The 14,476-nt window shown below is 52.2% G+C and carries 10 protein-coding genes; 4 read left to right on the forward strand and 6 right to left on the reverse strand.

What is annotated here, in order from left to right:
* Positions 1 to 182: 182 nt before the first annotated feature.
* From lpdA to pdhR, 4 genes are all read right to left on the reverse strand, one after another.
* Positions 183 to 1,607, reverse strand: coding sequence for a dihydrolipoyl dehydrogenase (gene lpdA / locus M2403_RS12640; RefSeq protein WP_165059027.1), 1,425 nt, complete (start codon positions 1,605 to 1,607; stop codon positions 183 to 185).
* 212 nt (positions 1,608 to 1,819) lie between these two features.
* The gene (aceF, locus tag M2403_RS12645) at positions 1,820 to 3,715 is read right to left on the reverse strand and encodes a pyruvate dehydrogenase complex dihydrolipoyllysine-residue acetyltransferase (protein ID WP_259229411.1); all 1,896 of its coding nucleotides are present in this window, start codon (positions 3,713 to 3,715) and stop codon (positions 1,820 to 1,822) included.
* A gap of 13 nt (positions 3,716 to 3,728) precedes the next feature.
* Entirely contained in the window at positions 3,729 to 6,392 is a 2,664-nt protein-coding gene (aceE, locus tag M2403_RS12650; protein ID WP_152325107.1) for a pyruvate dehydrogenase (acetyl-transferring), homodimeric type, read from the reverse strand.
* A 164-nt stretch (positions 6,393 to 6,556) separates the two neighbouring features.
* On the reverse strand, positions 6,557 to 7,327 hold the full coding sequence (gene pdhR / locus M2403_RS12655; protein ID WP_013576986.1) for a pyruvate dehydrogenase complex transcriptional repressor PdhR: 771 nt from the start codon (positions 7,325 to 7,327) through the stop codon (positions 6,557 to 6,559).
* Positions 7,328 to 7,756: 429 nt separating this feature from the next.
* Between pdhR and aroP the strand changes: the two genes are divergently transcribed.
* From aroP to M2403_RS12670, 3 genes are all read left to right on the forward strand, one after another.
* Positions 7,757 to 9,127 (forward strand): aromatic amino acid transporter AroP, encoded by a 1,371-nt coding sequence (gene aroP / locus M2403_RS12660; RefSeq protein ID WP_165059021.1) that lies wholly within the window; start codon positions 7,757 to 7,759, stop codon positions 9,125 to 9,127.
* Positions 9,128 to 9,339: 212 nt separating this feature from the next.
* Positions 9,340 to 10,776, forward strand: a complete 1,437-nt coding sequence (locus tag M2403_RS12665) for an MFS transporter (protein ID WP_259229413.1) — start codon at positions 9,340 to 9,342, stop codon at positions 10,774 to 10,776.
* On the forward strand, positions 10,769 to 11,746 hold the full coding sequence (locus M2403_RS12670; protein ID WP_152325110.1) for a family 43 glycosylhydrolase: 978 nt from the start codon (positions 10,769 to 10,771) through the stop codon (positions 11,744 to 11,746). Before M2403_RS12665 ends, M2403_RS12670 begins: the two co-directional genes overlap by 8 nt.
* A gap of 67 nt (positions 11,747 to 11,813) precedes the next feature.
* Here M2403_RS12670 and ampE read toward each other — a convergent pair whose 3' ends face one another.
* Both ampE and ampD read right to left on the reverse strand, forming a co-directional pair.
* A complete protein-coding gene (gene ampE / locus M2403_RS12675; protein ID WP_152325111.1) occupies positions 11,814 to 12,668 on the reverse strand; it encodes a beta-lactamase regulator AmpE in 855 nt (284 codons plus the stop codon).
* A gap of 56 nt (positions 12,669 to 12,724) precedes the next feature.
* Positions 12,725 to 13,297, reverse strand: coding sequence for a 1,6-anhydro-N-acetylmuramyl-L-alanine amidase AmpD (gene ampD / locus M2403_RS12680; protein ID WP_152325112.1), 573 nt, complete (start codon positions 13,295 to 13,297; stop codon positions 12,725 to 12,727).
* Positions 13,298 to 13,391: 94 nt separating this feature from the next.
* Here ampD and nadC point away from each other — a divergent pair, with 94 nt between their 5' ends.
* The gene (gene nadC, locus M2403_RS12685) at positions 13,392 to 14,285 is read left to right on the forward strand and encodes a carboxylating nicotinate-nucleotide diphosphorylase (protein ID WP_217153844.1); all 894 of its coding nucleotides are present in this window, start codon (positions 13,392 to 13,394) and stop codon (positions 14,283 to 14,285) included.
* Positions 14,286 to 14,476: the final 191 nt, after the last annotated feature.

Raw genomic sequence — 14,476 nt, forward strand, 5'->3', positions numbered from 1 at the left:
GCAGGCACCGGGGAATCGGGACAATTAAGCGCTACAAAGCGATTGCATAGTGCCCCAAAAAACGCGCAAAAAACACCCCCGGAAATAGTCTTTGCGAGATGCTTTCCAAAATATCGGGCGCCGTTTTTCAGACATAAAAAAACGGCACCTTTCGGTGCCGTTCTCAAACCGTTAAAGCTGAATTATTTCTTTTTCGCTTTAGGGTTTGGAAGGTCGGTAATGCTGCCTTCGTAGATTTCTGCTGCCAGACCCACGGACTCATGCAGAGTCGGGTGAGCATGGATGGTCAGCGCGATATCTTCTGCATCACAACCCATTTCGATTGCCAGACCAATTTCGCCCAGCAGCTCGCCGCCGTTAGTCCCGACAATCGCACCACCGATAACACGGTGAGATTCTTTGTCGAAGATCAGTTTGGTCATACCGTCTGCACAATCGGAAGCGATAGCACGGCCTGAAGCTGCCCACGGGAAGGTGGCGGTTTCGTAGCTGATGCCTTTTTCTTTCGCTTCTTTCTCAGTCAGGCCAACCCAGGCAACTTCTGGCTCAGTGTAGGCAATTGACGGAATGACTTTCGGATCGAAGTAGTGTTTTTTACCGGAGATAACTTCGGCTGCCACGTGACCTTCGTGAACACCTTTGTGTGCCAGCATTGGCTGACCGACGATGTCGCCGATAGCAAAGATGTGTGGCACGTTGGTACGCATTTGTTTGTCGACGTGGATGAAGCCACGGTCGTCAACTTCGATACCCGCAGCGCCGGCTTCCAGCAGCTTACCGTTAGGTACGCGACCGATTGCCACCAGCACAGCGTCATAACGCTGTGGTTCGGCTGGCGCTTTTTTGCCTTCCATGGTGACGTAAATGCCATCTTCTTTGGCTTCTACGGCAGTCACTTTGGTTTCCAGCATCAGATTGAATTGCTTGCTGATTTTCTTGGTGAAGACTTTCACCACATCTTTATCAGCCGCAGGGATAACCTGATCGAACATTTCTACCACGTCAATCTGAGAACCCAGCGCGTGGTAAACGGTGCCCATTTCCAGACCGATGATGCCGCCACCCATAACGAGCAGACGCTCAGGGACGGTTTTCAGTTCCAGTGCGTCGGTGGAATCCCATACGCGCGGGTCATCATGAGGAATGAATGGCAGTTTGATTGGACGGGAACCCGCCGCAATGATGGCATTGTCGAAAGTGATAGTCGTTGGACCATTTTCGCCTTCAACAACCAGAGTATTTGCACCAGTAAATTTGCCCAAGCCGTTAACGACTTTGACTTTACGGCCTTTCGCCATACCTGCCAGACCACCGGTCAGCTGGTTGATGACTTTCTCTTTCCAGAGACGCACTTTATCGATATCGGTTTTCGGCTCACCGAAAACAATACCGTGTTCTGCCAGAGCTTTTGCTTCAGAAATAACTTTAGCAACGTGCAGCAGAGCTTTAGAAGGGATACAGCCAACGTTCAGGCACACGCCACCCAGGGTGGAATAACGTTCAACCAGAACGGTCTCAAGACCTAAATCAGCGCAACGGAAAGCAGCAGAATAGCCTGCAGGGCCCGCCCCAAGTACCACGACCTGAGTTTTAATTTCAGTACTCATCATGACCTCTTAATTTATTTCCGGCGGGTCAGACGTCATTTTTATGCTGCAACGCCCATCATCCACCGGGTCGTTCTATCCGCCCGCAGTTTACAAAATTGTTAACAAATTTGAAACAACAAACGGCATACGATTTGTGCTTAGCCCCGGAAAATCTCAAACAGCATGAAGAGATTATCAGAAAAAAGCCGGCCGTTTGGCCGGCTTTTCGCTTACATCACCAGGCGGCGAATGTCAGACAACACGTTATTGATGATGGTGATGAAACGCGCACCATCGGCACCGTCAATCACACGGTGGTCGAAGGAGAGCGACATTGGCATCATCAGACGCGGTACGAACTCTTTACCGTTCCAGACCGGTTCCATCGCAGACTTGGAGACACCGAGGATGGCCACTTCAGGCGCGTTGACGATTGGCGCGAAGTGGGTCGTCCCGATACCACCGAGGCTGGAGATAGTGAAGCAACCGCCCTGCATTTCGCCAGCAGTCAGCTTACCGTCACGGGCTTTCTTGGAGATAGCCATCAGTTCACGGGACAACTCAGCGATGCCTTTCTTGTTCACGTCTTTGAAGACAGGAACAACCAGGCCGTTAGGCGTATCTACCGCCACACCGATGTTGATGTATTTTTTCAGCGTCAGTTTCTGACCATCTTCAGACAGTGAACTGTTGAAACGTGGCATCTGCTCAAGTGCTGCGGCAACGGCTTTCATGATGAAGACCACTGGCGTGAATTTCACGTCCAGTTTGCGTTTCGCGGCTTCATCGTTCTGCTGTTTACGGAACGCTTCCAGCTCAGTGATATCGGTTTTGTCAAAGTGTGTAACGTGCGGGATCATCACCCAGTTACGGCTCAGGTTTGCACCGGAGATTTTCTGGATACGGCCCAGTTCCACTTCTTCGATTTCGCCGAACTTGCTGAAGTCCACTTTCGGCCAAGGCAGCATGCCCGGAATACCGCCGCCAGTGGCAGCAGCCGGCGCGGCTTCAGCGCGTTTGACCGCGTCTTTCACGTAAGTCTGAACGTCTTCGCGCAGGATGCGACCTTTACGGCCTGTCCCTTTCACTTTCGCCAGATTAACGCCGAATTCACGGGCCAGGCGGCGGATAACCGGCGTGGCGTGAACGTAAGCGTCGTTCTCAGCAAATTCGCCTTTGCTTTCAGCTTTAGCTGCTGCCGGAGCCGCCGCTTTCTGTTCCTGTTTTGCAGGAGCAGCCGCTTCTTCTTTCTTAGCCGCCGGAGCAGCAGGCGCAGCGCCTTCAACTTCGAAGACCATGATCAGAGAGCCGGTGCTGACTTTGTCGCCCGCAGCGATTTTGATTTCTTTCACGGTACCCGCGAACGGAGCCGGGACTTCCATTGAAGCTTTGTCGCCTTCAACGGTGATCAGTGATTGTTCTGCACTGATTTTGTCGCCGACTTTTACCATGATTTCAGTGACTTCAACTTCGTCGCCACCGATATCAGGCACGTTCACTTCTTTGCTGCCGGACTGAGCCGGTGCAGCAGGTGCCGCGTCTGATTTGGCTTCTGCCGCTGCCGGTGCTGCTGCACCGGAGCCTGCAACTTCGAAGACCATGATCAGAGAACCGGTGCTGACTTTGTCGCCCGCAGCGATTTTGATTTCTTTGACTTTGCCCGCGAACGGAGCAGGGACTTCCATAGAAGCTTTGTCGCCTTCTACGGTGATCAGCGATTGTTCAGCTGACACGGTGTCGCCCACTTTGACCATGATCTCGGTGACTTCTACTTCGTCGCCACCGATATCTGGCACGTTCACTTCTTTGCTTTCGCTGGAAGCAGGTGCGGCGGCAGCAGGTTTGTCTTCTGCTTTCGCTTCCTGTTTCGCAGGTGCTGCATCAGCAGCACCGTCAGCGGCTTCGAAGATCATGATCAGTTTGCCGGTTTCGACGGTATCGCCGACCGCAACTTTAATTTCTTTGACCACGCCTGCTTGTGGAGAAGGCACTTCCATAGAAGCTTTATCGCCTTCAACGGTGATCAGCGATTGTTCAACTTCGACTTTATCGCCCACCTTCACCATGATTTCGGTGACTTCCACTGCATCTGCACCGATGTCCGGTACGTTAATTTCAATAGCCATCTGTCTTTACCTCTTATGCCAGACGCGGGTTAACTTTTTCTGGATTGATATCGAATTTCTTAATGGCTTCAGCCACTACAGAAGTTTCGATTTCGCCGCGTTTAGCCAATTCACCCAGCGCAGCAACCACAACGTAGGAAGCATCCACTTCGAAGTGGTGACGCAGGTTTTCGCGGCTGTCTGAACGACCGAAGCCATCCGTACCCAGAACGCGATAATCGCTGGCCGGAACGTAAGTACGAACCTGTTCAGCAAACAGTTTCATGTAGTCGGTAGACGCAACCGCTGGCGCGTCGGTCATCACCTGAGCGATGTACGGAACGCGTGGCGTTTCGGTCGGGTGCAGCATGTTCCAGCGCTCACAGTCCTGACCGTCACGGGCCAGTTCGGTGAAGGAAGTTACGCTGTAAACGTCAGAACCTACACCGTAGTCTTTGGACAAGATTTCAGCCGCTTCACGAACGTGACGCAGGATAGAACCGGAGCCCAGAAGCTGTACTTTACCTTTGCTGCCTTCCAGAGTGTCTAACTTGTAGATACCCTTACGGATGCCTTCTTCCGCGCCTTCCGGCATAGCTGGCATGTGGTAGTTTTCGTTCAGCGTGGTGATGTAGTAGTAGACGTTTTCCTGCGCGTCGCCGTACATACGAACCAGACCGTCATGCATGATGACAGCGACTTCGTAAGCGTAAGACGGGTCGTAAGAAATACAGTTAGGGATAGTCAGAGACTGAATGTGGCTGTGACCATCTTCGTGCTGCAGACCTTCGCCGTTCAGGGTAGTACGACCTGAAGTACCGCCGATCAGGAAGCCACGCGCCTGCTGGTCACCCGCTGCCCAGCACAGGTCGCCGATACGCTGGAAACCGAACATGGAGTAGTAGATGTAGAACGGGATCATTGGCAGATCGTTGGTGCTGTAAGAAGTCGCTGCGGCAAGCCATGAAGAAGCGGCGCCCAGTTCGTTGATACCTTCCTGCAGGATCTGACCTTTCTCGTCTTCTTTATAGTATGCAACCTGCTCACGGTCCTGCGGGGTGTATTGCTGGCCGTTCGGGCTGTAAATACCAATCTGACGGAACAGACCTTCCATACCGAATGTACGCGCTTCGTCGGCGATGATCGGAACCAGACGGTCTTTAATGGAGTCGTTTTTCAGCATCACGTTCAGGGCACGGACGAAAGCGATAGTGGTAGAGATTTCTTTCTTCTGCTCTTCCAGCAGCTGTGAGAAGTCTTCCAGTTTCGGCATTTCCAGCTTCTGAGTGAATTTTGGCAGACGAGTCGGCAGGTAGCCTTTCAGCGCAGCACGACGCTCATGCAGATATTTGTATTCTGCAGAGTCTTTTTCCAGAGTGATGTACGGCAGTTTTTCCAGATTTTCATCTGTTACTGGCACGCTGAAACGATCACGGATATAGCGAACGCCATCCATGTTCATTTTCTTCACCTGGTGAGCAATGTTTTTACCTTCGGCCGCATCACCCATGCCATAACCTTTGATGGTATGCGCAAGGATTACGGTAGGCTGGCCTTTGGTGTTCTGTGCTTTATTCAGTGCAGCGAAGACTTTCTTCGGATCATGACCACCACGGTTCAGCGCCCAGATTTCGTCGTCGGTCATGTCTTTGACCAGCGCAGCGGTTTCAGGGTATTTGCCGAAGAAGTGCTCGCGAACGTATTTGCCGTCACGGGACTTGAAGGTCTGGTAGTCGCCATCCACGGTTTCGTTCATCAGTTGGATCAGTTTGCCGCTGGTGTCTTTACGCAGCAGTTCATCCCAGCGGTTGCCCCAGATGACTTTGATCACGTTCCAGCCAGCGCCTGTAAAGATGCCGTCCAGTTCGTTGATGATTTTGCCGTTACCGGTGACAGGGCCGTCAAGGCGCTGCAGGTTACAGTTGATGATGAAGCACAGATTGTCCAGTTTCTCACGGGTCGCGATGGTGATCGCACCTTTGGATTCTGGCTCGTCCATTTCACCGTCGCCCAGGAACGCGTAAACGCGCTGTGCGGAGGTGTCTTTCAGACCGCGGTGTTCCAGGTACTTCAGGAATTTAGCCTGATAGATTGCACCGATCGGACCCAGACCCATGGATACGGTCGGGAACTGCCAGAATTCAGGCATCAGTTTAGGGTGCGGATAAGAAGACAGACCTTTTCCGTGAACTTCCTGACGGAAATTATTCATCTGGTCTTCGGTCAGGCGGCCTTCAAGGAAAGCACGCGCGTAAACGCCCGGAGAGATGTGGCCCTGGAAGTACACCAGATCGCCGCCGTCGTTCTCGTTGCGTGCGCGGAAGAAGTGGTTGAAACACACTTCGTACACGGTCGCAGAAGACTGGAAGGAAGCCATGTGGCCGCCCAGTTCCAGGTCTTTCTTGGAAGCGCGCAGAACGGTCATGATGGCGTTCCAGCGGATTGCGGTACGAATATTACGTTCCAGCTCCAGGTTACCCGGGTATTGCGGTTCGTCTTCAACAGCGATGGTATTGACGTAGTTACGGCTGGCTGCACCAGCAGCGACGCTAACGCCGCCCTTGCGCGCTTCACTCAGAACCTGATCGATCAGGAACTGCGCACGTTCAACACCTTCTTCACGGATGACCGATTCGATCGCTTGTAGCCAGTCGCGAGTTTCGATCGGATCCACGTCATTATTTACACGTTCTGACATGGTGCTTTTCCTTATCTGTATCTTATACGTTGGTTTATCTGGAGCCTGTCTTCCTGCGCTCTTGCTTAAAAAGCTCTTCATACGGAACAAAACGCACGAAGACAGGCCCGTCATGTAGTTGCCGTGAGCCCTCAAATGAAGGCTCTCAAAATTAACCCCGAAGGTTAACTTTCATCTTTTCGTTGCTGGAGTCGTCGTAAAGACCGATCCCGCCGGGTGTGTTCCCTGCTGAGATCCAGCAAAACTTCTTCAATGAACGCCAGGTGACGGTGAGATGCGGCACGTGCTATTTCTGGTTCCCGTGCAACAATCGCCTCGAAAATACTGGCGCGGTGGTTGCTTACCGTCGCCAGCATTTCCCGGCGTGAGTAAAGCAATTCAAAGTTCTGTCGAACGTTCTTCTCAAGCATCGGCCCCATACAACGAACCAGATGCAACAGCACAACATTATGCGCTGCTTCTGTTACAGCAACCTGATACTGCATCACCGCGTCGGCTTCTGCGTCCAGGTCTCCGCTGTCTTGTGCGGTCTGAATGACCACATGACAATCGCGAATGCGCTGCAAATCTTCTTCTGTGCCACGAAGCGCTGCGTAATACGCAGCAATCCCTTCAAGGGCATGGCGTGTTTCAAGGAGATCGAATTGTGATTCAGGATGGTCGGCCAGTAACTCAGCCAGCGGGTCACTCACGCTTTGCCACAGATTACTTTGGACGAAAGTACCACCACCCTGGCGGCGCAGGAGCAGTCCCTTCCCTTCCAGGCTTTGGATAGCCTCTCGCAGAGAAGGTCGCGAAACATCAAACTGTTTGGCCAGTTCGCGCTCTGGCGGAAGCTTTTCCCCGGGTCTCAAGGTGCCTTCGAGGATCAGGAACTCAAGTTGCTGCTCGATCACATCGGATAACTTAGGCTGTCTGATTTTGCTGTAAGCCATAATATGTGTTGTTCTCTGCGAGTAGCGACTCTGTAAGTTGCCGGAGTCAATTGGTAATACCAATTTAAAAAACGTGGCCGTAAAGTAACAAAGTATTCACCTTGTGTCCATATGGTGACCCAGTAAATGCGTCGCCCTCGCACAATTTAACAAATTCTTATCATTTCTCGATTTTTCTCTGCGTCAGATCACATTTTTTAGATCCTGAACAAATTTCCAGTCAATTTGGCTATTTGTTATGCAGACGGAGCATAAACCCCGTGCAAACTTTTGCGCATACCACTATTCTTGCCCGAACGGTAGATGATGCTGCTTTTTAGGCACAATCCAGCCGTAAATAATTAAATACAAAAAGTGTAATTATCGCCTTACATTCTTTCTAACACGCAGAATGTTATGGGTTTTGCCCCAATGACAGAGGACAGGTAAATGGTTGATCAACAACAAGGCGATGAGCTGAAGCGCGGCCTGAAAAACCGGCATATTCAGTTGATCGCGCTGGGTGGGGCTGTCGGGACAGGTCTGTTTCTGGGCAGCGCCTCCGTCATCCAGTCTGCGGGCCCTGGGATTATTCTCGGCTACGCAATCGCTGGTTTTATTGCGTTTTTAATTATGCGCCAGTTAGGCGAGATGGTCGTTGAAGAGCCGGTTGCCGGGTCATTCAGCCATTTTGCCTATAAATACTGGGGCGGATTTGCCGGGTTTGCATCCGGCTGGAACTACTGGGTGCTGTACGTGCTGGTGGCGATGGCAGAGCTGACAGCGGTCGGTAAATACATCCAATTCTGGTGGCCGGAAATCCCTACCTGGGTTTCTGCTGCGGCCTTCTTCGTACTGATCAACGCCATCAACCTCACCAATGTTAAAGTCTTCGGTGAGATGGAATTCTGGTTTGCAATCATCAAAGTGGTTGCGGTTGTGGCGATGATCCTGTTCGGCGGCTGGTTGCTGTTCAGCGACACTGCCGGTCCGCAGGCGACCGTACGTAACCTGTGGGAACAAGGCGGATTCCTGCCGCATGGTATGACCGGGCTGGTAATGATGATGGCGATCATCATGTTCTCCTTCGGCGGCCTTGAGCTGGTGGGGATTACTGCGGCAGAAGCCGATAATCCTGAAGTCAGCATTCCTAAAGCGACCAATCAGGTTATCTACCGCATCCTGATTTTCTATGTGGGCTCACTGGCAGTACTGCTTTCCCTGATGCCGTGGACCCGCGTCGGGCCGGACACCAGCCCGTTTGTCCTTATTTTCCATGAACTGGGTGATGCGCTGGTTGCGAATGCCCTGAACGTGGTGATCCTGACAGCCGCACTTTCGGTCTACAACAGCTGCGTTTACTGTAACAGCCGCATGTTGTTTGGTCTGGCACAGCAAGGCAATGCCCCTAAAGCCCTGATGAAAGTCGACAAACGTGGTGTGCCTGTGGCTTCCATCCTCGTTTCTGCGGTCACTACGGCACTGTGCGTTCTGATCAACTATCTGATGCCAGCCGAAGCCTTTGGTTTGCTGATGGCGCTGGTGGTTTCTGCACTCGTCATCAACTGGGCGATGATCAGCTTGGCGCACATCAAATTCCGTCAGGCGAAGCGTCGTGAAGGCGTGGAACCTAAGTTCAAAGCGCTGCTGTACCCGGCCGGTAACTACATCTGTCTGCTGTTCATGGCCGCGATTCTGGTCATTATGGCGATCACCCCTGGCATGGCTATCTCCGTATGGCTGATCCCTGTCTGGCTGGTGGTTCTGGGCGTGGGTTACTGGATCAAGAATCAGCAAAGCGGGAAATCCGTAAACGCTTAAGCAATCGTAATAATTTAAAATCCTCAGACGCCCCGGCTAAGTCACTTACCGGGGCGTCTTGTTATACAGGTCACACTTTTTCCCAGATGACCAAATCGTCCATCTTCACGACTCTTACCTCCTGACTCCTCTTCGCTTCTCCAGCCAATACTCAACGCTATCAAACAGTTTTTTAACAACTGACCTTTTTAACCAATAGCCGGAGAACATCCATGAAGGAAGGCGCGCTGTCGTTCAAAGAAAAAGTAGCGTACGGAATGGGAGATGCGGGCTGTAATATGATTGGCGGCGCCATCATGCTGTTTCTCAATTATTTTTATACCGATGTTTTCGGCCTTGCCCCGGCGCTGGTCGGCATATTGCTGTTGTCGGTGCGTATTATCGACGCCGTCACTGACCCGATAATGGGAGCGATTGCTGACCGCACCACCACCCGCTGGGGCCGGTTTCGTCCGTATTTATTATGGATATCGGTGCCCTACGTTCTGTTCAGTGTGCTGATGTTTACCACACCGGAATGGAGCTACAACAGCAAAGTTATCTATGCTTTCATCACCTATTTCCTGATGTCGCTGACTTATACCGCCATCAATATTCCGTACTGTTCATTGGGCGGCGTGATTACCGCCGACCCGCACGAACGCGTCGCCTGCCAGTCTTACCGCTTCTTTATGGTCGGTATCGCGACGCTAATTTTGTCTTCAACCCTTTTGCCCATGGCCGATTTCTTCGGGGGCGCGGACAAAGCTAAGGGCTACCAGATGTCGATGGGCGTGATGGCGATCATCGCGCTGTTTATGTTCCTGTTCTGCTTCAGTTCTGTGAAAGAACGCATCCAGCCTGCCGTACCGTCCAAACACGCCTTAAAATCTGACCTGAAAGACGTGTGGAAAAACGACCAGTGGGTTCGCATTCTGCTGCTGACTTTCTGTAACGTGTGTCCGGGCTTTATCCGCATGGCGGCCACCATGTATTACGTCACCTGGGTGATGGAAAAATCGACTTCATTCGCCAGTATGTTTATCAGTCTCGGCGTAGTCGGCATGATGATTGGCAGCGCGCTGGCGAAACCGCTGACGGACAAATACTGCAAACTGAAAGTCTTCTTCTGGGCCAACATCATCCTGACCATTTTCTCCTGCGGCTTCTATTTCCTTGACCCGCATGCAACAACACTGATTCTGGTGGCGTACTTCATCCTGAACATCATGCATCAGCTCCCTTCCCCGCTACACTGGTCACTGATGGCCGATGTGGATGATTACGGCGAATGGAAAACTGGTAAACGCGTCACCGGCATAAGCTTCTCCGGTAATCTGTTCTTCCTCAAATGCGGACTGGCAGTCGCCGGTGCGATGGTCGGCTTCCTCCTCTCCGCTTATGGCTACAATGCCGGAGCCACGCAGCAAAGTGATCACGCAATCAACGGGATTGTTCTGCTGTTTACCGTCATTCCCGGCGTCGGTTATCTCATTACGGCAGGGGTTGTACGCCTGCTGAAAGTGGATCGCGAAACAATGCGGACAATTCAGGCTGACCTGGAAATTCGCCGTCGCAACTATCGCGAACTCAATGAATATCATGATGAAAAGCAGGCGCAAGAACTTGCCTCTGTCCCCCTTCACAGCAAGGAGCTGAAACATGAGTAATTACCCGAATCCGCTGATTGAACAACGCGCGGATCCTCATATCTGGCAGCACCGCGATGGCCAGTATTACTTTATTGCCTCGGTTCCGGAATATGACCGGCTGGAGATCCGCCGCTCGTCAACACTGACCGGACTTGCCGATGCGCCAGCCACAGTTGTCTGGCATAAGCCTGAAACCGGCCCGATGAGCGCGCTTATATGGGCGCCGGAACTGCATTTCATCGACGGTAAATGGGTTATTTATTTCGCCGCTGCGCCATCACAGGAGATTGTGGACGGATTGTTCCAGCACAGGATGTATGCGCTGGTGTGTGAGGAGGCAGATCCTCTCACAGGAAAATGGCAGGAGAAAGGCCGCATTCAGACCCCGATCGACAGCTTCTCACTTGATGCCACGCACGTTGAGCATCTGGGAAAAAGCTATTATCTGTGGGCACAGAAAGACCCGGAAATTCGCGGAAATTCCAACTTATATCTGGCTGAAATGGAAAATCCGTGGACACTGAAATCACCTCCCGTCATGCTCAGCAAACCGGAGCTGGACTGGGAAATTATCGGTTTCTGGGTCAACGAAGGTCCCGCCGTAGTTACGCATGGCGATAAAATTTTCATTACTTATTCCGCCAGCGCCACAGATGAAAATTACTGCATTGGCCTGCTTTGGGCAGATCTCAACAGCAATCTGATGGACACGGCTAACTGGCATAAATCTCAGCATCCGGTATTCAGCACTCAGGCGCAGAACAAACAGTTCGGCCCCGGCCACAACAGCTTTACCCGCAACGAACAGGGCGAAGATGTGCTGGTGTATCACGCACGAAACTACACGGAAATTGAAGGCGATCCGCTGTATGACCCGAACCGGCATACGCGCATCAAAACCTTCCGCTGGGATGAAAACGGGATGCCAGATTTCGGCGAACCCGCCGCCGATAACCGCCCGCTGACCTTACAAAAGCAGCGCGGATAAAAAGCCAAAAGCCCGGACATGAAAATGTACCGGGCTTTTTAATTCGACCTGTAGAATAGAATTTTCGTTAAATCAGCGTGCCGTAAATCGTCAGCAGTGCAACGACCACCAGAATAATCATCGTCACTTTACGTGCCAGACTTACCGCAGCACGGGGAGTTTGTACAGGATCGGTATGCGGATCACGCGCCAGTGAGAACTGCGCCAGCCGTGTCAGCACCTGATACTGCGAGGAATGAATATCGCCGAGCGAGGCAAACCATGCCGGTAACGCTTTCTCACCATGCCCGAGCAGCGCATACGCCGCACCGGCAAGACGAACAGGGATCCAGTCAAGAACATGCAACAGGCTGTCGACGCCCGACTGCGAACGTTTAAGCGGCGTCATGTGCCGCGCCAGCCAGGTCTGATAACCCCGGAGAACGGCATATCCGCCTAATGCAACAGGCCCGAAAGGCCCGCAGACCACAAACCAGAACAACGGTCCGAGATAATAACGGTAGTTTATCCACAAGAGTGCGTTTTGCAGTTCTCGCAAACGGGCTTCTTCCGTGCAATCACTCGGCAAACCGTGGATCAGCGCCAGCTCCTCCGCCATCTCTTTACAGGCGTCCGCATCTCCCTGACGGGCAGATTTCAAATAGGCGCGGTAATGTTTGCGTTTGATGCCTGCGCCGATACACAGCAGACATAAAATCACCCAGATAACGAGGGAAGGCACGCCAAAGAATAACCCGTGCAGGGCACGCAAAATGGCCCAGATAATCGCCATCCAGACAATCGTAATCGCCAGCGTTTTGACTAAGGAAGTCTGCCGCCCGCGACGGAAAATGAACTCAAACCGATGATCCAGCTGCCAGTGTTCACCCAGTTTGAACAACCGCTCCCAAGCCAGCACCAGCAGCAAAGTAAATAACGTCATCGACTATCACTCTCTCTACATATTCTTAAAACAAAAAAAACCGGCGGCCTTTTCACTCACTGGTCAGAAGACTCATTTTGCCCTACCGGCGATGCCAACAGCTTGCGATATAATGCCCAGTCGAACTCAGGGCCGGGATCTGTTTTACGCCCCGGCGCAATATCGCTGTGCCCGGTAATGGCGTCCAGACTAATCGGATAGTGCTTAATTAACAAGCCGGTAACGTCAGCAAGGCTGCGATACTGCGCCTGCGTAAAGGGCACAAAATCGGTGCCTTCCAGCTCAATACCAATCGAAAAATCATTGCAGCGCTCACGCCCGCGCCAGCTGGAAACACCGGCATGCCACGCGCGTTTATCAAACGGAACATATTGAACAATCTCGCCATTTCGTCGGATCAGACAATGTGCCGCTACGCGCAGCTGGTGGATCCCTTCAAAGTAAGGATCATCCTGCGGATCCAGCGTACCGGTAAATAATTGATCAATGTAAGGGCCACCAAACTTTCCGGGTGGCAGGCTGATGTTATGGACGACCAGCAAAGAAGGGATCTCGTCGTCAGGACGGAGATCAAAATGAGGGGAAACGACCTGCCGGGCTCCGGCAATCCAGCCATGTTCTAAGTGCATCAAAGGCCTCAATGATGTGCTTGTGTGGTACTTATCACAGCAACAGGGTAGCATGTTTTTTTGTCCTTCTTATCCGCCATTTCGGAGTATTTGTATGTCTACACGCAGCTACAGCCCTGAAAGTCGCCGCGCACAGTTACTCGAACGTATTCAGCATGATATCCCCGCCATTGTGACTCAGGCGCTTGGCGAAGACCTCGGGGGCGAGGCCAACGCTAACAACGACTTAACCGCACAGCTTCTGCCGCAGGATAAAGATGCGAGCGCGACGATCATCACCCGCGAAGTCGGTATTTTTTGCGGACAACGATGGCTGGATGAAGTCTTCCACCAACTGGCCGGTGAAAAAGTTTCTGTAAAATGGCACGTCAAAGACGGCGATGTTGTTTCTGAAAATCAGAGATTATGTGAGCTGACCGGCTCTGCGCGTATGCTGCTAACCGGCGAACGCACCGCACTGAATTTCGTCCAGACACTCTCGGGCGTGGCTACCGAAGTAAATCACTACGTGAAAATCCTCGAAGGCACCAAAACCCGGTTGCTGGACACGCGCAAAACCTTGCCGGGGCTGCGTACAGCGCTGAAATATGCCGTCCTGTGCGGTGGCGGAAGCAACCATCGTCTCGGCCTGGCCGATGCATTTCTTATTAAAGAAAACCACATTATTGCCTGTGGCTCGATTAAAGCTGCCGTTGAACGCGCATTGTGGATCCACGCGGATGTTCCTGTCGAAGTGGAAGTGGAATCACTCGACGAACTTCAGCAGGCGCTGGATGCCGGCGCTGACATTATCATGCTCGATAACTTCACCGTTCCGATGATGCGTGAAGGTGTTGCCCTGACCGCTGGCCGTGCGCTGCTAGAAGTCTCCGGCAACGTCACAGAGAAAACGCTGCGTGAATTTGCCGAAACGGGTGTGGATTACATCTCCGTGGGTGCCCTGACCAAGCATGTCCGCGCAATGGATCTCTCAATGCGTTTTAGCTGAGCATTCTGCGCTGTTGCCCCTGAATTCCATTTCAGGGGCAACACGACTTCCCTTCGGTCTATTTCATCTTGCCGCACTACCCTCCCACTCAACACTTCTGACCGCCAGCCTCTTTTTCATTTGTCTTTCATTGCTGCGAGACGTGCCGCAAAAGTTTTGACGCGTTTGTCGTCTCCGGTAAAGACCGTGGA

This window comes from Rahnella sp. BIGb0603 (genome assembly GCF_024808755.1).
In the GTDB taxonomy this organism is placed as follows: Bacteria; Pseudomonadota; Gammaproteobacteria; order Enterobacterales; family Enterobacteriaceae; genus Rahnella; species Rahnella contaminans.

Bases quoted from the DNA above. Each gene is read 5' to 3' on its own strand.
- lpdA (WP_165059027.1), bottom strand. From the start codon at position 1,607: ATGAGTACTGAAATTAAAACTCAGGTCGTGGTACTTGGGGCGGGCCCT.
- aceF (WP_259229411.1), bottom strand. From the start codon at position 3,715: ATGGCTATTGAAATTAACGTACCGGACATCGGTGCAGATGCAGTGGAA.
- aceE (WP_152325107.1), bottom strand. From the start codon at position 6,392: ATGTCAGAACGTGTAAATAATGACGTGGATCCGATCGAAACTCGCGAC.
- pdhR (WP_013576986.1), bottom strand. From the start codon at position 7,327: ATGGCTTACAGCAAAATCAGACAGCCTAAGTTATCCGATGTGATCGAG.
- aroP (WP_165059021.1), top strand. From the start codon at position 7,757: ATGGTTGATCAACAACAAGGCGATGAGCTGAAGCGCGGCCTGAAAAAC.
- M2403_RS12665 (WP_259229413.1), top strand. From the start codon at position 9,340: ATGAAGGAAGGCGCGCTGTCGTTCAAAGAAAAAGTAGCGTACGGAATG.
- M2403_RS12670 (WP_152325110.1), top strand. From the start codon at position 10,769: ATGAGTAATTACCCGAATCCGCTGATTGAACAACGCGCGGATCCTCAT.
- ampE (WP_152325111.1), bottom strand. From the start codon at position 12,668: ATGACGTTATTTACTTTGCTGCTGGTGCTGGCTTGGGAGCGGTTGTTC.
- ampD (WP_152325112.1), bottom strand. From the start codon at position 13,297: ATGCACTTAGAACATGGCTGGATTGCCGGAGCCCGGCAGGTCGTTTCC.
- nadC (WP_217153844.1), top strand. From the start codon at position 13,392: ATGTCTACACGCAGCTACAGCCCTGAAAGTCGCCGCGCACAGTTACTC.